Annotated in this window: 12 protein-coding genes and 1 tRNA gene; 5 read left to right on the top strand and 8 right to left on the bottom strand. The window is 67.2% G+C overall.

Going from position 1 to position 18,445, the window contains the following annotated elements; all coding sequences use genetic code 11:
* Window positions 1-377: 377 nt before the first annotated feature.
* The gene (locus tag ACZYZ7_RS22015) at window positions 378-1,157 is read right to left on the bottom strand and encodes an SDR family oxidoreductase (protein WP_450072787.1); all 780 of its coding nucleotides are present in this window, start codon (window positions 1,155-1,157) and stop codon (window positions 378-380) included.
* Window positions 1,158-1,298: 141 nt separating this feature from the next.
* Here ACZYZ7_RS22015 and ACZYZ7_RS22010 point away from each other — a divergent pair, with 141 nt between their 5' ends.
* Together ACZYZ7_RS22010 and ACZYZ7_RS22005 are read left to right on the top strand one after the other, a co-directional pair.
* A complete protein-coding gene (locus tag ACZYZ7_RS22010) occupies window positions 1,299-1,985 on the top strand; it encodes a DUF899 domain-containing protein (RefSeq protein WP_463741815.1) in 687 nt (228 codons plus the stop codon).
* A complete protein-coding gene (locus ACZYZ7_RS22005) occupies window positions 1,982-2,461 on the top strand; it encodes an SRPBCC family protein (protein WP_463741814.1) in 480 nt (159 codons plus the stop codon). Before ACZYZ7_RS22010 ends, ACZYZ7_RS22005 begins: the two co-directional genes overlap by 4 nt.
* Here the strand turns inward: ACZYZ7_RS22005 and ACZYZ7_RS22000 are convergent, their stop codons facing one another.
* Both ACZYZ7_RS22000 and ACZYZ7_RS21995 read right to left on the bottom strand, forming a co-directional pair.
* Window positions 2,462-2,824 (bottom strand): nuclear transport factor 2 family protein, encoded by a 363-nt coding sequence (locus ACZYZ7_RS22000; protein WP_135456586.1) that lies wholly within the window; start codon window positions 2,822-2,824, stop codon window positions 2,462-2,464.
* 97 nt (window positions 2,825-2,921) lie between these two features.
* Window positions 2,922-4,142 (bottom strand): L,D-transpeptidase, encoded by a 1,221-nt coding sequence (locus ACZYZ7_RS21995; RefSeq protein ID WP_463741813.1) that lies wholly within the window; start codon window positions 4,140-4,142, stop codon window positions 2,922-2,924.
* 147 nt (window positions 4,143-4,289) lie between these two features.
* On the opposite strand from ACZYZ7_RS21995, the gene ACZYZ7_RS21990 reads away from it, so the two are divergent.
* Window positions 4,290-4,365, top strand: a tRNA-Lys gene (locus ACZYZ7_RS21990).
* A gap of 65 nt (window positions 4,366-4,430) precedes the next feature.
* Here the strand turns inward: ACZYZ7_RS21990 and ACZYZ7_RS21985 are convergent.
* The gene (locus ACZYZ7_RS21985; protein ID WP_167857918.1) at window positions 4,431-4,616 is read right to left on the bottom strand and encodes a hypothetical protein; all 186 of its coding nucleotides are present in this window, start codon (window positions 4,614-4,616) and stop codon (window positions 4,431-4,433) included.
* 1,095 nt (window positions 4,617-5,711) lie between these two features.
* Window positions 5,712-5,939 carry a DUF3618 domain-containing protein gene (locus ACZYZ7_RS21980; RefSeq protein WP_044524135.1) on the bottom strand — a complete coding sequence of 76 codons (228 nt, stop codon included), beginning with the start codon at window positions 5,937-5,939 and terminating at the stop codon, window positions 5,712-5,714.
* A 103-nt stretch (window positions 5,940-6,042) separates the two neighbouring features.
* Between ACZYZ7_RS21980 and bcp the strand changes: the two genes are divergently transcribed.
* Both bcp and ACZYZ7_RS21970 read left to right on the top strand, forming a co-directional pair.
* Entirely contained in the window at window positions 6,043-6,516 is a 474-nt protein-coding gene (bcp, locus tag ACZYZ7_RS21975; protein WP_135456588.1) for a thioredoxin-dependent thiol peroxidase, read from the top strand.
* A 79-nt stretch (window positions 6,517-6,595) separates the two neighbouring features.
* On the top strand, window positions 6,596-6,925 hold the full coding sequence (locus tag ACZYZ7_RS21970; RefSeq protein ID WP_463741812.1) for a hypothetical protein: 330 nt from the start codon (window positions 6,596-6,598) through the stop codon (window positions 6,923-6,925).
* A gap of 12 nt (window positions 6,926-6,937) precedes the next feature.
* Here ACZYZ7_RS21970 and ACZYZ7_RS21965 read toward each other — a convergent pair whose 3' ends face one another.
* From ACZYZ7_RS21965 to ACZYZ7_RS21955, 3 genes are all read right to left on the bottom strand, one after another.
* The gene (locus ACZYZ7_RS21965) at window positions 6,938-8,266 is read right to left on the bottom strand and encodes a M20/M25/M40 family metallo-hydrolase (protein WP_463741811.1); all 1,329 of its coding nucleotides are present in this window, start codon (window positions 8,264-8,266) and stop codon (window positions 6,938-6,940) included.
* Between the two features lie 101 nt (window positions 8,267-8,367).
* On the bottom strand, window positions 8,368-8,760 hold the full coding sequence (gene acpS, locus ACZYZ7_RS21960; RefSeq protein WP_029110067.1) for a holo-ACP synthase AcpS: 393 nt from the start codon (window positions 8,758-8,760) through the stop codon (window positions 8,368-8,370).
* A 35-nt stretch (window positions 8,761-8,795) separates the two neighbouring features.
* Window positions 8,796-18,044: a fatty acid synthase subunit beta domain-containing protein gene (locus tag ACZYZ7_RS21955; RefSeq protein WP_463741810.1), complete on the bottom strand. Its 9,249-nt coding sequence runs from the start codon at window positions 18,042-18,044 to the stop codon at window positions 8,796-8,798.
* Between the last annotated feature and the right edge of the window lie 401 nt (window positions 18,045-18,445).

The following is an 18,445-nucleotide window of genomic DNA, read 5'->3' as shown; positions in this document are numbered from 1 at the left end:
CTACTCGAAGCGTCCAAGTTATTGAATATGATTGTCATTATCAATGAATCTCTTGAAACTCATAGAAACGCCGGCCGGAAGCAGCTTCGGGGTCTGCAAGATCGCCCCAGCAGCGCGCCGAGAAGGAGCAGTGACAGTTATTGCCGCCCAGGGCATCTGGTGACGTTTGGCAACCAAGAACCGCGCTCACAGGCGGATGCAGAGTCATGCAGAGAGGAACTCCGACGTGTCAGCCACGCTCAAAGACATAAGCCGACAACAGCGGTCACCTACGGTCCACCGCCAACAGCAGGCAGTAAAAAATGCGCCTGGCCGGATACGGGCCCATCCGCTACGGCGGACGGGAAATGATCGAGCCGGGCCACCCCGGCCGACCGCTACTTCGTCGCGTCGACCGCGCCGGCCTTCTTCTTGATCCGCGGCGCCAGCTGCACGACCTCGGGCACCACGGTCGGATTCTCGTACGCGGTGGTCACCAGCGACACCAGGGTGTTGGCGACGTCGCGCAGGGCCGACATCCGGGCGGGCAGAGCACCTTGGGCCACCCACGTCGTGACCAACTGGTCCAGCAGGTCGCGGTCGGCGCCGCGAAGGATCTCGGTGTCATCGGTGGGGCCGACCCCGACCCGGATCAGCGACAGCTCGGGATGCTCGATGCGCCAGGAGTGCAGGATCTCGTCGAGGGCGGCCTTGCTGGCGCTGTACGCCGCCACACCGGCCCGCGGGCGGCCCACGTCGTAGCTGGACGCCACCAGGACCACACCGTTCTCGGCCAGTCGGGGTGCCGCAGCACGCAGCACGTTGTTGGCGCCGACGGTGTTGACGCTGAATGCGTGCAACCAGGTGGCGACGTCGGTGTCCTCGATGTAGGCGAACGGGATCACCGTGCTGGTGAACACCACAGCGTCCAGGCCGCCCAGGGCGTCCGCCGCGTCGTTGACCACTCGGCTGATCGCCGCGGAGTCCTCGACGTCGAGTTCGAAGGCGTGCCCGCCGGTCGCCTCCGCCAGGGAATTCAGCAGGTCGATGCGCCGTGCCGCCACCGCGACCTTGGCACCGCGTTCGGTGGCACTGACCGCAACAGCGTGGCCGATGCCCGACGAGGCACCGACGACGAGGAGACGCAGCCCGGCTGCATCGGCTCGTTGACCGCTCATTCTGGATCAACCTCCATGGTTCATCTCGAGGTGTTAGGCCACCCTTCGCTCGTCGGACATTACCGGGTGCGATGAGTTCCGGACGCGCGGTGGGTCCACTTAAGAGAACGAGATTCTCCGAACAGCAATCAGGAGCCCTTCATGACGACAGGAAAACCTCCGATAGTCGACCAGCACGCCTGGCGCACCGCGCTCGACGACCTACGTCGTCGCGAGAAGGCCGCCACCCGGGAACTGGACGCGATCGCCGCGGCACGACGACGGCTGCCGATGGTGGCGCTACCGGACTACACGCTCATGGGCGCGGACGGCCCGGTGCGGCTGGCCGACATATTCGACGGTCGCACCCAGTTGATCACCTACCACCACATGTGGACCGACGGCGCCGAATGGCAGTGCGGCGGCTGCACGGGGTTCACGTCGCAGTTCACCCGACTCGACTTCCTGAACAACTACGACGCCCGATTCGTCATCGTCACCAACGGACCGATCGACGACGCACTGGCCTACCGCGACAAGGTCGGTAACCGGATGGACTGGTACTCGGCGTCGGAGAGCTCGTTCGGTACCGACGTCGACGCCGCGCCGGGCGGCGGATTCGCGGTCAACGTGTTCCTGCGTGACGGCGACACCGTGTACCGCACCTGGCACACCAACGGCCGCGGCACCGAACAGCTCAGCCACTCCTTCGCGCTGATCGACCTGCTGCCGTACGGCCGGCAGGAGGAATGGCTCGATTCCCCAGAAGGGTGGCCATCGCAACCCACATACTCGGGCTGGCTGGACAGCCCGGATGTCGCCCGCCTGTACGGAAAGGACTCTCGATGACCGCATCAACCGACCAGGAACGCTACGTCGTCAACCGGACCATCTCCGCGTCCCCGGCCCAGGTGTTCGCCGTGCTGTCCGACCCGGCCCGGCATTGCGACACCGAACCCGGCGACTGGGTGCGCGACGCGATCGACCCCAAGCCGATCACCGGGACCGGCCAGATGTTCGCGATCAACATGTTCCTGCCGGCCGCCGGGGGCCATTACGTCATGCACAACCTGGTGACCGCGTTCGACAAGGACCGGACCATCGCCTGGCTGCCCGGCCAGCTCGACGAGGCCGGCCACCATGCACCGGGCGGCTGGAGCTGGCGCTACGACCTGGCCCCCAACGGCGACCGGACCGACGTCACCATCACCTACGACTGGACCGACACCCCGCAGAGCTTCCGCGACCAGATCGGCGGGATGCCGCCGTTCGACAGCGACTTCCTCACCGAATCGCTTGCGGCACTGGACCGCGCTGTGAAGTAGTCAGGCGGGCACCCGGTCCAGGAACCCGAGCACGGTCTGTATCCGTCCTTCGGGGTCGGTGGACAGCACGTCGAAGCCGACCACCAACGGCTCGGCATCGCGCGGACCGAGACCCCACTGAAAACGCGCCTGCTGGTGGTGGGCGTCCGGTCCGCTGACGAGTGTGAACACATAGCCCGGGAACTGGGCCTGGACGGACTCGATGGCGCCGGAGATACCGTCGTGCCCGCTCACCTCAGCCAGCGGATCGGTGTAGGTGACGCTCGGCGCCCAATGCTGTTCCAGCAGCGCCCGCCGCTCGACGGTATCGGTGGCATTCCAGGTGCGCAGGTATGCGGTGACGGTGTCGTCGATCTCGGCCATATCGCCTCTTTCACGGTAATCAACTGGGACTCAGTCAGATTCACCGATTGGAGACGCGTTGTCGATTACCGCGCAGGTAATCGGGCGGTGCCGAGAATCAGGTGCTGGCGTTGCCGGTGCGCCACTGGTCCCAGGGAATGTTCCAGTCCCCCAGGCCCTCGGTGCCCGGCAACACCGAGCCCACGGTGTTGGTCACCTCGACGATGTCGCCGCGTTTGGTGTTCTCGTAGAACCAGCGGGCATTGGCGGTGCTGACATTGAGGCAGCCGTGGCTGACATTGCTGTAGCCCTGGCTGCCCACCGACCACGGGGCCCCGTGGACGTAGATACCGCTGTAGGACATCTGAGTCGCGAAGTCGACCTCGGTGCGATAACCGTTGGGCGAGTTGACCGGTACCCCGTAGGTCGACGAATCCATGACCATATGGTCGAAGCGATCACCGATGATGTAGACGCCGTTGTTGGTCGGAGAGCTGTTCTTGCCCATCGAAATCGGCATGGCCTTGATGACCTCGCCATTGCGCCGGATGGTCAGCGTCTTCGTGCTGTCATCGGCGGACGCGATCACCTCGTCGCCCACCGTGAAGTGGGTGGTGACGTTGCCCTGGCCGAACAACCCGTCGCCCAACGCGACGCCATAGGTGTTGACAGACACGTCCACCGAGGTGCCGGGCTTCCAGTATTTGGCCGGACGCCAACGCACTTCGCGGTTGTTGAGCCAATAGAAGGCGCCTTCGACCCGTGGAGTGGTCTTGACCGTGATGGCCCGTTGAGCCGCCACCCGGTCGGTGATGTTCTCGTCGAAGCGGACGGCGATGGGCTGCCCCACCCCGACCACTTCCCCGTCGTTGGGCAGGACGTAGGGCATCGTCAGGTTCGCCGGCGAGTGCGTCTCGAATCGCAGCCGGCGGTTGGCGACACCACCCAGCCCCAGCGACTGCGCATTGAGGGTGTACTGCTCGTTGTAGTCCAGCCGGTCGGTGGTCGACCACGTCAGCCCGTCGGCACTGAACTTCCCTGCGACGCTGACACCGTCTTCGTTGGTCATGGTGACACCGCCGAGCACACCGTTCTCGGCGCTCACCGTGACCGGCGCATCGACAGTCACCCCGACCGCGCCGTCGGTCACCGAGGCATTGACCCTGGGCACCAGCAGATCGCCGTAAGGAGTGCCCTTGTCGGTGATCACCGGCTGCGGCCCCTGCGGATCTTCGCCCCCGCATGCCGTCAGGCCCAGCATCATCGCCGGCACCATGGCAACCACCGCTCGCCGGAACACACCCCGATACGGACGGGTCACCGTCTGGGCCTGCGCCATGTTCGTCCTACCCCTCGCACGGTCGACGGCAAATTCTTGGCAATAGTCTAAGGGTCCCGCGGAACCCTGGCTCACCGGAACCACGTCCCAGGCCCGCCACCAGCGGATTTCACTGTTGAGCGAAACTCCTGTTAGTCTCTCTCACGCGCGCCGTTAGCTCAGTTGGTAGAGCAGCTGACTCTTAATCAGCGGGTCCGGGGTTCGAAACCCTGACGGCGCACCAACCAAAAACCCTGCCTCGGCAGGGTTTTTGCGTTTCAGGGGTTGAGAGTTACTGCGGCGGTACATCTATTGTCTGGCTCGATACCGATCGGCGAGCCTGTCGCCGATGCTGGGTTCAGCCTCTTCCAACAACATCTCCACCGCACCTGCCAGATGCGCGGCGGCATAGCCGCTATCCCGGTGCTGCTCGGTTTTGAAGCGGTCGAGTTCCCGGCGTAGATCGCCGAGGGTTTCATCGCTCACATGCGCCATATGGGTACCTCCAGTCGGTGTGACCACGGCCCACATCCCCACCGAGAGGTTCGACATGAGCCATCGGGTGTTGTCAGCGAATCCCGACGATGAGTCCGTCGGGATCAGCTGCACCGGCGAAGGCACATGCAGCAATCCTGGCAAACGGAAAATAAGTTAGCTGCAACGCAATACCCCCTTGTCAAACGTTCGGTCCGCGTTGCGGCCGAGATGAAGACCCAGGCCCGACTCCCCTATCCTGACCCGAAGTCGACCTTAGCTGGACACCTATGCACTGGCAACCGGTTCCACGAGAAAGAGCCGTTCCCGCCCTGCGATGCAGCGGATTTCAGCTACCGCGGCAGATCAGCGCCGAGTTGCGCGGAACCCCTCGGGCTACCAGACGAGCCCACGTTTGCCAATCGTTTTCTCCACCAAATCACGGCAGAGGAGCCAATGCCGCGCCACACGACGTCACACGACGCCACAGCCACAGCAAACTTTCGGCGAATCCGCCGACATCAGCGGATGCGTCGGCGGCCGACCCTACGACTGCCGCCCAAACCTCCGAATTACTTTGCGGTGAGCGACCCTGGCGACGCGGAAAACCACTCCGCTGACGCCTGCCGACAATGTGCTGATAACTGCGTCGCAACATGACCGGCCGCCGGGCAAGTCAGATGTTGACGTCGCCGTAAGTTACTGTCTAGTATTCAATACCAGCGCTTTCGCTGGTCAGACGCAAGAAGCCGTGTTAATCTCAAGTTAGCTGATTCGTTGTGGTTCGGTACCCCGTGGCGGTTGCGCCAAGATAAGAGGTGTTAGCTGATGGCTACCGATGGTGGCGTCGACCCCACAGCTGCATCAACCTCGGCATTTGTTGCTGCGAATCAGCCCGTCATGGTGTATAGCTGCAATCGGCTCGGACGCGTCGCCAATCCCCCGAGTTTCTCGTTGGCGGACTGGCTCCTGTTCCGCCGCCGCTGAGCGGCACAAATAGGCCTGAGCCGCTGAGCGGCGTATCAAACCACAGAGCCGCTGAGGCGGCGTATCAAAACGTCGCCCAGCGGCCCGTGTATCACGTCAGGGCGCACAGCGCGCGCCCCGCAAATCAGCTCAGCGCCGCTTGATCCGTCTAACGACCACGAACACCACCAGCACGCCCGCACCGGCCAAAGACGCAGTCACGGCTGGCTTCTTGATGAAGCCGATCACCGCCGACTTGAAATCGTCGGCCAGACGCTGGGGGTTGGCCCGCTCGGCCAGGGAGTCGACCGTCACCGCCAGTTGATCGCGAGCCTGATCGATGTCCCGCTTGATGCTCTCCGGGTCCCGGTTCGCCACTGTTTGCTCCTCCAAGCCGCTCCACGTCGTGCTGCCCTGCCGCACTACCCTAGATCAGCCGGCGCCGTGACAACGGAACCGGTCGACAAGAAGGGATACACGCATGCCGCCAACCCCGCGCCTCGAGGTGGGAGACACCGCCCCGGCTTTCAGCCTGCCCGACGCCGACGGCAACGTCGTCAAGCTCTCCGACTACAAGGGCCGCAAGGTCATCGTGTACTTCTACCCCGCCGCCTCGACGCCCGGCTGCACCAAGCAGGCGTGCGATTTCCGCGACAGCCTCGCCGAACTCAGCGGCGCCGGACTCGACGTCGTCGGCATCTCCCCCGACAAGCCGGAGAAACTCGCCAAGTTCCGCGACAAGGAAGAGCTGACCTTCCCGTTGCTGTCCGATCCGGGTCGTGAGGTGCTGACGGCCTGGGGTGCATTCGGCGAAAAGACCATGTACGGCAAGACCGTTCAGGGCGTCATCCGCTCGACGTTCGTCGTCGACGAAAAGGGCAAGATCGCCGTCGCGCAGTACAACGTGCGTGCCACCGGTCATGTCGCCAAGTTGCGCCGCGATCTGTCCATCTGATCCGCGAGGCCGCCAGGATGGACGACATGGACACTGAGGCTGGCCCGCCGCGGCGCTCGGTGTGCTCGGCGGACTCTCGATGCTGGTCGGAGTCGTTCTCGGCATCCCCGCCGTGGCATCCGGGTCGGGCGGTACCGGACTACTGACGCTGATCTTCGCGACTTACCTGATCTACGGCATTCTGCTGTTGATCGGGGCGGTTCAACTGCTCCGCCGTAAGATCCCCGGTCTGTACATCCTGGCCGGGGTTTCGTCGGTGATGGCGTTACAAACGCTGGCAGTGCTGGTCCTTGTCCCCGGCACTGCCGGGGATTTCCTGGCCCGCTTCATCCTCGCCGCGCTGACCGCAGTGCTGTCGCTCCTGCCGAGCACTTTCCATTGGTGCCGGCACGTGCCCTACGGCGTCTGAATCACCGACGGCTTAACGGCCCAGCGCTTCGAGCAACAGCGCCTCGGCCGTCGCCGCTTTCTCCAGCACGCCCAGGTGCAGGCTTTCGTTCACGCTGTGCGCCTGGGTGCCGGGGTCCTCGACGCCGGTCACCAGAATCGTCGCGGCCGGGAATGCTTCGGCGAATTCGGCGATGAACGGGATCGATCCGCCCATGCCCATGTCCACCGGATCGGTTCCCCAGGCGGTGCGGAACGCCGAACGGGCCGCGTCATACACCGACCCCGAGGCCTCGATCGCGTACGGCTGGCCGACGTCGCCGGGCGTGACGGTGACCTGAGCGCCCCACGGGACATGGGCTTCGAGGTGACGGGTCAACGCCTCCAGATGTGAGTGGGCGTCGCCGCCGGGCGCGACCCGCATGCTGATCTTGGCGCGGGCGCGTGGAATCAGGGTGTTCGACGACTTGTCGATGGATGTGGTGTCGATGCCGATGACGGTGATGGCGGGCTTCGCCCACATGCGTTGCACCACTGAGCCGGAACCGATTTCGGACACCCCGTCCAACAGGCCGGACTCCTGGCGGACCCAGTGCGCACCGCGGTCCACGTCGGCCGCGGTCGCTTGGTGCAAGCCGGAGACCGCGACATTGCCGTCGTCGTCGTGCAGGCTGGCCAGCAGTCGCACCAGCACGCTCAACGCGTCGGGCACGACGCCGCCCCACAGGCCCGAATGCAGGCCGTGATCCAGGGTGGCCACCTCGACCACGCAGTCGGCCAGACCACGCAGCGTCACGGTCAACGCCGGGATCTCGGTGCTCCAGTTGTCGGAGTCGGCGATGATGATGACGTCGGCGGCCAAAGCGTCTTTGTGCGCAGCCAGCAATGCCCCCAGTGACGGCGAACCGGACTCCTCCTCGCCTTCGACGAACACCGTGACGCCTACCGGAGGCTTTCCGTCGAAGGCCCTTACCGCGGCCAGATGTGTTGCGATACCAGCTTTGTCGTCGGCGGTGCCGCGACCGTAGAGCCGGCCGTTACGTTCGGTGGGCTCGAACGGTGCGGAGTCCCACTGGGCCGGATCCCCTTCGGGCTGCACGTCATGATGGGCGTACAGCAAGACCGTGGGCGCTCCCGCCGGTGCCGGGTAGTGCGCGATGACCGCAGGTGCACCGCCTTCGCTGACGATGCGAACGTCGGGAAAGCCCGCTTCCGACAACAGCTTTGCGACCGCCTCGGCACTGCGGTGCACTTCGTCACGCCGGGCCGGGTCGGCCCACACCGATTGGATGCGGACCAGGTCCTCCAGGTCGGACCGAACCGACGGCAACACCTGCTGCACCCGCTGCACGACATCAGCCATGCTGACGACACTAGACCGTCACCACCCCCGCGCGAGCAGACGCTCCGGTACCCGAAATCGGGGCGATCCGGGTACCTAGGCGTCTGTTCGCGGAGGAAGGGTCAGAGCTCCTCGATGATGGCCACCGCGGCGGCGGTATCGGCCTCATGGGTGAGCGAGACGTGAATGGTCACCGTCTCAAGGTGCTTGGCGATCTCACCGGACAGCCGCACCTTGGGCCGGCCCCACATGTCGGTGACCACCTCGATATCGCGGTGGATCCCCTCCGGCAGGGCCGGCCGCTTGGAGAACCGTGAACTCGACCAGGCCTTGATCACAGCTTCCTTGGCCGCCCACCGGGCCGCCAGGTGCCGGGCCGCCGACGAACTCTTGTCCGCGGCGTCCCGGCGCTCACCTGGCGTGAACGTCTCGGCGAATACGGTTCCCGGCCGGTCTACCTGCTCGGCGAACTCAGGTATGGAAACCAGATCGATGCCTACTCCCACAATCGCCATGGAAGCGAACCTAGCTCACCTCTCCGTGCACGCACTCACCGCACATAGAGATCGTCGTCACCGAGTCGAGCGTCGGCATTCAGCAACATCGCTGCTTCCTGACGCTTCTCCGGCACGTCGTGGTCGAACCGGCGATCGGCGGGCTTCTCGTACATCGGACGCCCACCGGCGATCGCCCCGGCCAACCGACGCTGACCGGCGAGCGTGCGCTGCTCGGCCCGCTTGCGGTAGTCGTCGCGCTCGGCCGGATCCAACGCTGCGATGAACGCCTCCGGGTGCACCAGGGCAACCAGGCCCGACACGTGACCGAACCCGAGGCTGGTGACCAGACCGGCCTTGAGCGGGAACTTGCCGCGCAGGTCGAGGGTTTCGCGCACCCAGACGAAGTGGCCGGAGGTGGCCAGCTCGTCGTCGACGCAGTCCAGGCTGCGGTTCGGCGGGATGACGCCGTCGCGCAGGATCTGGCACAGACCCATCATCTGGAACACCGCCGCGCCGCCCTTGGCGTGCCCGGTCAGCGTCTTCTGGCTGACGATGAACAGCGGAGCACCCTGTGAGCGACCCATCGAGTCGGCCAGCCGCTCGTGCAGCTCGGTCTCGTTGGGATCGTTGGCCAGCGTCGAGGTGTCGTGCTTGGAGATCACCGCGATGTCGTCGGCGCCGACGCCCAGCTTGGCCAGCGAGCGGGCCAGCTGCGAATCCTTGCCGCCACGCCCGGCGCCCAGGGCACCCAGGCCCGGAGCCGGGATCGAGGTGTGCACACCGTCGGCGAAGCTCTGCGCGTAACCGACGACGGCCAGCACCGGCAGGCCCATCTTGACGGCGAGATCACCGCGGGCCAGCAGGATGGTGCCACCGCCCTGGGCTTCCAGGAAGCCGAGACGACGACGGTCGTTGGCGCGAGAGAACTTCGAGTCGCTGATGCCCTTGGCCCGCATCATCTCGGTGTCGGCGGTGGCCGCCATGTCACCGAAGCCGATGATGGCTTCCAGGGTCAGATCGTCGAAGCCGCCGGCCACCACCAGGTCGGCCTTGCCGAGACGGATCTTGTCGACCCCCTCCTCGACCGAGACCGCCGCGGTGGCGCACGCGCCGACCGGGTGGACCATCGCGCCGTAGCCGCCGACGTAGGACTGCATGACGTGTGCCGCAACGACGTTCGGCAGCACCTCCTGCAGGATGTCGTTCGGCTTGGACTTACCCAGCAGGTTGCCGTGGTACATGGTCTGCATCGAGGTCATGCCGCCCATGCCGGTGCCCTGGGTGGAGGCCACCAGGCTCGGGTGCACCCAACGCATCAGCTCGGTCGGGGTGAAACCCGAGGACAGGAACGCGTCCACTGTCGCCACGATGTTCCACAGCGCCACCCGGTCGATCGAGCTGGCCATGTCCGGGGTGATGCCCCACACCGTCGGGTCGAACCCGGTGGGGATCTGGGCACCGACCGTGCGCGACAGCTTGGTCTTGCGCGGAACCCGAATCTCGGTGCCCGCCTTGCGGATCACCTGCCAGTCACCGGAATCCGGCACCGGCAAGGCCACAGTGTGCTCGGGGTCGAAGGACACGAACGCCCGGGCGTCGGCCTCGCTGGACACCACGAAGCTGAAGTCCTTGTCCAGGAACACACTGACCAGCAGCGGCGAGGCGTGATCGGGATCGATCGCACCGTCGTCGACGAACTCGCGGATGCCGCAGCGCTCCACCACGGCGTCGTGGTAGCGCTCCACGATCTCCGATTCGGGAACCAGCTCACCGGTCTGGGTGTCGTACCAGCCGGCCTTGGGATCGTCTTCCCACTTGACCAGACCGGTCGTCCAGGCCAGTTCCAGCACGCCGGCCGCCGACAGCTCGCCGGAGACCTCCATCTCGAAGCGGGTGCGCGACGAGCCGTACGGCCCGAGTTCGGCACCGCCGACGATGACCACCAGGTCGGCCGGGTCGACGTCGAGATCGGCCCACTCCGGCGCGGGGGCCGGGTTGTGTCCACGCGGCGGGGACGGCAGTGCGGCGATCGCGCCTTCGTCCTCGTCGTCCTCGGATCCGCCTGCGGCACTGGACATGTCTTCACGGGCCTTGGCAGCCAGCTCGGCCATGTCGATCTTGATGTCGCCCAGTCCGCCGGTCAGATCCGCCTTGACCGGGGCGTTGGCCGCGGCCACCTTCGCGTCCACCGTGCACAGGTTCAGCAGCATGGCTGCCATCTCGGCGGTGGTGTAGGTGGTGACGCCGGCCTCCTCGACCGCGCTGACGATGGCATCGTTGTGCCCCATCAGCCCGGTGCCCTTGGTCCAGCCGATCAGCGCGTGCGCCAGGCTGACCCGGTCAGCCCACGAAGCTTCGGCGCTCCAGCGGTTCACCAACGCGTCGAGCGCGGACTTGGATTCGCCGTAAGCGCCGTCGCCGCCGAACATGCCGCGGTTGGGCGAGCCCGGCAGCACCACGTGCAGCCGTGAGGCGATGTCGCGCTCGGCACCGATCGTCGACAGCCCGCCGATGAGCCGCTGCACGGCCCACAACAGCACCTTCATCTCCATCTCGGAGCGTGAACCCGCCTCCGACAGATCCCCGGCCACGCGCGGTGCGGCGAACGGGAACAGCAGCGTCGGGGTCTGCGCATCCTTGAGGTGGATCGATTGCGGCCCAAGGCTTTCGATCTGCTCGCTACCGACCCACTCGACCAGCTTGTCGATGTCGGCGTAGGACGCCATGTTGGCCGGGACCACCCACAGGGTGGCACCGAAGCGGGCGTTCTCGCGGTAGAGCTCCTTGTAGAACGCCAACCGGTCGTCGTCCAGACGCGAGGTGGTGGCGATGACCGTGGCGCCGCCGTCGAGCAGCTGCCCGGCGACCGACGAGGCGATCGAGCCCTTCGACGCACCGGTCACCACGGCGACCTCATCGCTGTAGCGGCCCTTGCCCGGGTTCTCCGCGCCGGCCGCGATGCGACCGAACAGCGAGGCGTGGATGGTACGGCCGGCGGCCAGCGCCTTGCCCTGCCACCAATTCGCCTGCGTGGCAACGACATGTCCGGCACCCTCGAAGCGCTCCGACAGGCGCGGCCACTCGGCGTCGATCTCGCCCTCGTCAGCCAGCCACAGCTTGACCAGGTCCTCACGGGCGCTGGCCCAGCGGTCGTCGAACACGACAGCCTTCTTGGCGTCGAACGCCGGAGCCACCAATCGCGGCCAGTCCGAACCGAGTTCGGTGGTGACCAGGTCGATCAGCTCGGCGTCGGTGGCAGCCTCGGGGGCACCGACCGGAGCGTCCAGGCCGAGCTGGCCCAGCACCAGGCGGGCGGCCGAGGCCAGCACGCCGTCGGGACCCGTGACCTTCTCGGCGAACTCGTTCAGCGCGGCCGAATCCACCACACCGCCGCCACCGGCACCGCCGGCCGAGGGCAGGCTCACCGGCACGCCCTGGCGGGCGCCCACCGCGACGACCGCGGCGTCGATGACCTTGTCGACGTCGGCGGCAGTCGCCAGCGCGCCCGGGTGCAGAGCACCCAGATCGCCGCCGCGAACGCTGCTGCCCTCACGGGTGCCCAGCGCCACCTCGACGGTGACGTGCTTGGCCCAGCCCGGACCCAGCTCCCAGGTCTTGGTGACGCGCTCGGCGATGTAGGCCGGGCGCTTGCCCGACGGGCCGAACACGGTGCGCAGCTGATCGTTGATGGCGTCCGAGAGCACCGGGCCGAACGGCTTGTAGGTGCGGGCCAGCTTGCTGACCTGTCCCTTGAGCGCGCCCAGGTCCGCCTCGGCGGCACCGTCGATGGCACCCAGGTTCAGCTCGGAGCCCAGGTCCACCAGCAGCTGATTGCGGCGCGAGGACGCACCGTCGGTGATGGACTCGATCGAGTCCAGCCCCTCGATCTGGTCGATGCGCATCTTGGCGCTCAGCGCGATCAGACCCACGGTGGCGTCGGCCGCGTCGAACGTGATGTCGTCGGGCCGTGGGCCACCGGACGGAGCAGCCGGGGCGGCTGCCGGGGCCGGGGCGGCCTCAGCAGCAGGAGCGGCCTCGGAAGCCGCCGCCGGGGCCGCTTCTTCGACCTCAGGCTCCGGTTCCGGGTCGGTGTCGCTGGCGAACAGCACCGCGGCATCGCGCTCGGCGTTGAGCACCTCGACGGTGCTGTGGGCGTACTCGGGCAGCTTCAGCGTGTTGGTGGCCAGTCCGGCGACCGTCGGCGCGTTCTTCACGCCGATCTCGACGAACCGCTCGACGCCGAGGCCTCCCGCAGCTTCTTCGATGAACAGCAGGTCCTGGGTTTCGATCCAGCGCACCGGGCTGGCGAACTGCCAGGCGAGCAGCTCGATGACGACCTTGCGCATCAACTCGCTGGGCTTCTCGTTACGCCAGGTGTCGTAGTCCGCGAGGATCTCGTCGAGCGGCTCTGCCGGCACCAGGTCGCGGATCTCCTGGATGAAATCGCGGTCCAGCGTGAACGGGCGGGGCACCAGGTTCGGGACGTAGCGCCCGACCACCAATTCCGGATCGCGGTCGCGCGGCAGGACGCGTTCCAGGCTGCGCCGGAAGTCGTCCACGCCCACCCGCAGCACGCTGGAGTGGAACGGCACGTCGATGCCGGGCACCAGGATGAAGGACCGCTTGCCGCCGCTGATCTCACGGCGCCGCTCGACCTCTTCCTCCAGCGCTTCCAGGCCCCGCACGGTTCCGGCGATCGCGTACTGCGAACCGCGGAGGTTGAAGTTCACGATCTGCAGGAATTCACCTGTGCGCTCGCCGATCTCGGCGACGAAGCTCTCGACATCCTCGTCGGCGAGGTCGATCTGCGACGGCCGGATCGCAGCCAGCCGGTAGTTGGACCGGCCCCGCTCATCCCGCGGCACGATGTCGTGCATCTTGGAGCCACGGTGGAACACCGCCTCCAGCAGACCTTCGAGCTCGATGACGCCGGACACGCAGGCCAGCGCGGTGTACTCGCCGACGGAGTGACCGCAGGCGATCGCGCCCTCGACGAACGCGCCCTGCTCACGCATCTCGGCGACCTGGGCCGCAGCCGTCGTGGCCATCGCGACCTGGGTGAACTGGGTCAGGTACAGCACACCTTCGGGGTGCTCGTAGTGCACACCGGAGGCGATCAGCGACGTCGGGTTGTCGCGGACCACGTGCAGCACCGAGAAGCCCAGCGTGTCACGGGTGAACTTGTCGGCCTTGTCCCACACCTTGCGGGCGGCCTTGGACCGGGCCCGGACCTCCATGCCCATGCCCTTGGACTGAATGCCCTGGCCGGGGAACGCATAGACGGTCTTGGGCGCCGCGAGCCGCGCGGTCGCGGCCATCACCAGCTCCGAGCCGATGCGGGCCTGAACCTCGACAACCTCTGCGCCGACGTCGATTCCGACCCGGTCGACGCGGAAGTCGACCTCGTCGCCCGGCTTGACCATGCCCAGGAAGCGGGCGGTCCAGCCGACCAGGTTGGCCGGCGGGATCGGCTTGCCGTCGGTGGCGGTGACGACGTGCTGCGCCGCGGCCGACAGCCACATGCCGTGCACGATCGGCGATTCCAGACCAGCGAGCAGCGCGGCTGCCCGGTCGGTGTGGATGGGGTTGTGGTCACCGGACACCACGGCGAACGGCCGCATGTCCACGGGTGCACCGACCGTGACGTCGCGCCGGCGACGACGCGGGGTGTCGGTGGCGTTGCCCGAGATCGCACCGCCGGCCCGGACCGGGTCGGTCAGCTCGGCCTCGCCGGTACGGCCGCGGATGGCGAACCGCTCCTCCAGCTTGGCCAGCTCGGTGCCGTCGGAGCTGCGCACGGTCACCGAAACCGGCACAACTCGGCCGACCTCGGTGTCGTAGGCGGCCGAAGCCGTTGCGGTGACGGCCAATTCGGCGGGCTCGGCAGGCAGCGCAGCCAGCAGGTGCGCGGCGTGGTCAAGGTGCACCAGGCTCAGCAGACCTTCGACGACCGGGAATCCGGAGTCGGTGACAGCCGACCCGATCGCGGCGAACACCGCGGGCCAGCAACGGCCGACCAGGGCATCCGGGACGACGGTGAGCGTCGGCGCCAGCGGCGCACCGAAGGTGGCGGTGACGCCGGTGTGATCGGCGACCTGCTCGGGGTTCCAGGCGACGGTGACCTTGGCGGTCCCGTCGACGACGGGAGGCAGCGCGTCCGGTCCGTCGACGCCCGCGGCGATGGCGAGCACGGAACGCATCGCGGTCGCGGCGTCGGCGACCTCGACGACGGGTGCGCCACCGCTGCGGATGGCCTCGGTCAGGGTGAACCGGATGTCGATCCAGGTTCCCGACAGCGGCACCGACAGCACCACGTGCTGATCATCGGCGACCTCAAGGCGGGCTCCGGTGGAAGCATTTGTGGCGGAACGGTTCTCGCGGACCTGCCACTCGGCAGCCGGGGCGATCCGGTGCACCGGGTTGACCGAGGTGCGACCGGCCCACAACACGTCGGGGGCGTCGAGCAGCACGGCCAGCGGACCGGTCACATCGCCGCGGCCCTGACGGCGCGACAGCACGGCCTGCGGCTGGGCGCCGGCGGCCAGCGCCTCGTCGACGGCGGCCTGCTCGAAGCGGTCCAGCAATTCACCGACGGGCTCGTCGACCCGGGTGATGCCGGCCACCGCGGCGGTGCCGGGGATGACGCACACCTGATCGGCGTCGTAGCGCGCATCGTGGGCCTGCCACAGCGAGTCGCTGCGCCACCACCGGCGCACGTCCTTGTCGATCACCGGGACGAAGTTGACCGGCTTGCCCAGCGTCTTGCACAGCTCGACGAAGAACGGCACATCGGCCGGGTGAAGCTGCACCGAAGCGGCGTCCGGGTAGGCCGAGACCAGCGCGGCCAGCGCGGCCTTCGGGTCCTCCAGCAGCGCCCGGCCGTCGCCGTCGGCATCGAACAGCGTCTCGATCGAACCGAAATCCTGTGCGTGCAAACGTGCTTCGGCGCGCTTGAGCATCTGCTCGAAGCGGTCGCGCCAGGTGATGTCCAGCCACGGCGAGTCGTCACGCTTGGTGTCGGCGGTGCTGTTGCCCTCGCCGATGGACAGCTCGATGTAGCGGCGCAGCCACTGCAGGTAGGTCATGTCGGCGACATCACCGAAGTACGGCTTGGCGGTGTCGGCCATCGCGGCGATGATCTCGTCGCGGCGCGCGGCCACGGCGTCGGCGTCACCGGCCACCTCGTCGAGCAGCCGGCCGCAGCGCGACGCGGTGTTGTCGATCTCGTGGATGTCGGCGCCGAGCTGGCTGCGGCCGGAGGCCATGCCGCCCGAGGCCTTGCCCGCGCCGACCCATGCCTCGGTGCCCTTGGTGTCCACCAGCAGCTGCTTGACCTGCGGGCTGGTGGTGGCCTCAAGGGCGGCCATGGCGGCGGTGCCGACCAGGATGCCGTCGATCGGCATCAGCGGGTAGCCGTGGGTGGCCGACCAGCGGCCGGACAGGTATTCCGCGGACCGCTCGGGGGTGCCGATGCCACCGCCGACGCAGATGGTGATGTTGGACCGGCTGCGCAGCTCGGAGTAGGTGGCCAGCAGCAGGTCGTCGAGGTCCTCCCACGAGTGGTGGCCACCGGCGCGGCCGCCCTCGATGTGCACGATCACCGGCTTGGTGGGCACCTCGGCCGCGATCCGGATGACCGAGCGGATCTGCTCGACGGTGCCCGGCTTGAACACCACGTGGCTGATGCCGAGGTCATTGAGTTCGCCGATCAGGTCGACGGCCTCTTCCAGGTCCGGGATGCCGGCACTGACCACGACACCGTCGATCGGCGCACCGGACTGGCGGGCGCGCTGCACCAGCCGCTTGCCGCCGACCTGCAGCTTCCACAGGTACGGATCGAGGAACAAGGTGTTGAACTGGATGGCCCGGCCGGGCTCCAGCAGCTCGCCCAATTCGGCGATGCGATCGTTGAAGATCGGCTCGGTGACCTGCCCGCCGCCGGCGAGCTCGGCCCAGTGGCCGGCGTTTGCTGCGGCCGCGACGATCTTGGCGTCCACTGTGGTGGGCGTCATACCGGCCAGCAGGATCGGCGAGCGTCCGGTGAGCCGGGTGAATTTGGTCGAAAGCTTGACCGATCCGTCGGGCAGGCTCACCACGGTCGGGGCGTAGCTCGACCACGGCCGGGCCACCTCGGGCACCGCACCGATGGTGAACAGATTGCGCTGGCCACCGCGGGTCGCGGCGGGCACGATCCCGATGCCGAGCCCGCGGACCACCGGGGCGGTCAGGCGGGTCAGGATGTCGCCGGGGCCGAGGTCCAGAATCCAGCGGGCGCCGGCCTCGTGCAGTTCGGTGATCTCGTCGACCCAGTCCACCTGGCTGACGAGGATGGCTTCGGCCATCTCGCGGGCGAGCTTGACGTCGATTCCGACGGCCTCGGCCCAACGGGCGACGATCTCGACGCCGTCGGCCAGACGCGGGGTGTGGAAACCGACTTCGACCTGCACCGGGTCGAAGACCGGAGCGAAGACCGCGCCGCCGCGGACTTTGCTCTTGCGCTCGGCCTCTTCCTTCTCAGCGATCTGGTTGCAGTAGAGCTCGAACCGCGACAGCTGCTCAGGTGTGCCGGTGATCACAACGGAGCGCCGACCGTTGCGGATGGACAGCACCGGGGGCAGCACGGTGCGGACGTCCTGGCTGAACTCTTCGAGCAGTTCGTAGATGCGCTCGGGCTCGGCATTGGTGACCGACACCATCGGCGGACGGTCACCCAGCACGGTGATCCCGCGGCGACGGGCCACCAGGGTGCCTGCCGCGCCGATCAGCTGCGCCAGCGCCAGCAGCTGCACATCCCTGGCGCCCTTGGCGGCCAGGGCCTCGACGGCCAGCACGCCCTGGGAATGCCCGGCGACGGCCACCGGCGGGGTGGCGGCCAGGTCCATGCCCTGACGGGCCAGTGCGCGCACCGCGGCGATCTGGGTGAGCAGGACACCGGGCACCGACACGGCAGCAGAGGTCAGCTGCTTGTCGGACGGCACCGGCTCCTCGGCGGCCAGCGCGCGAACCCACTGCAGCGGCTCGAACCCGATAGGCCGCACCACGACGAGTTCGGCGGCCACCGGCTCGAGCAGCAACTCGGCCTCGCCGGCCAGGGTCGCCAGTTCGGCCTCGATACCGGCCGAGGACACCAATTCCTCAAGAGTCTCCAGCCAGGCGCTGCCCTGGCCGCCAAAGGCGACGGCGTAGGGCTCTCCGGCGCTCAGCCGGTCGACGAGGGCGTGCGTGGAGTCAGCCTGCCGACCGTCGGATCCTGAGTCGTCGTTGCGACCGGCGGACACCCGGTCGTGTTCGTAGATCGTCACTGGCGCTATCTCCTCGGTGCTGCTGTGGTTCTGCGGTGAATGGTGTCGCGTGTGGCTGTCGCGGTGCGGTGCTCGGTGTCTGTCTGCATGTCTGGGGCGGTGTGGGCTGCCCGGGCGACAGGCCAACGGCGATTCAGCGTCGAATCAGGCTGGAATGCCGGCCGCCGGAGCTCTCCGGACGGTGTCACTCACATTCCCGCCGCACTAAGAGTGTCATAAGAGGGGGTAGGCGTTTTCCGCCCAGATTGGTTACTGGCGAGTTCTACGCATGGGTAACCGCCGGTAACGTAACGCAGCACAGACTGGCGGCCAAAGCCATTCGGGACAAACGTCCTGCTGGCAGGTGGTTACGGTCGAGTAGCCATAACTGTGCAGATCAAGGCAGTATTGTTATCGAATCG

The organism is Mycobacterium sp. IDUB_17 (genome assembly GCF_055419465.1).
This window is presented reverse-complemented; position numbering and strand designations above follow the sequence as displayed.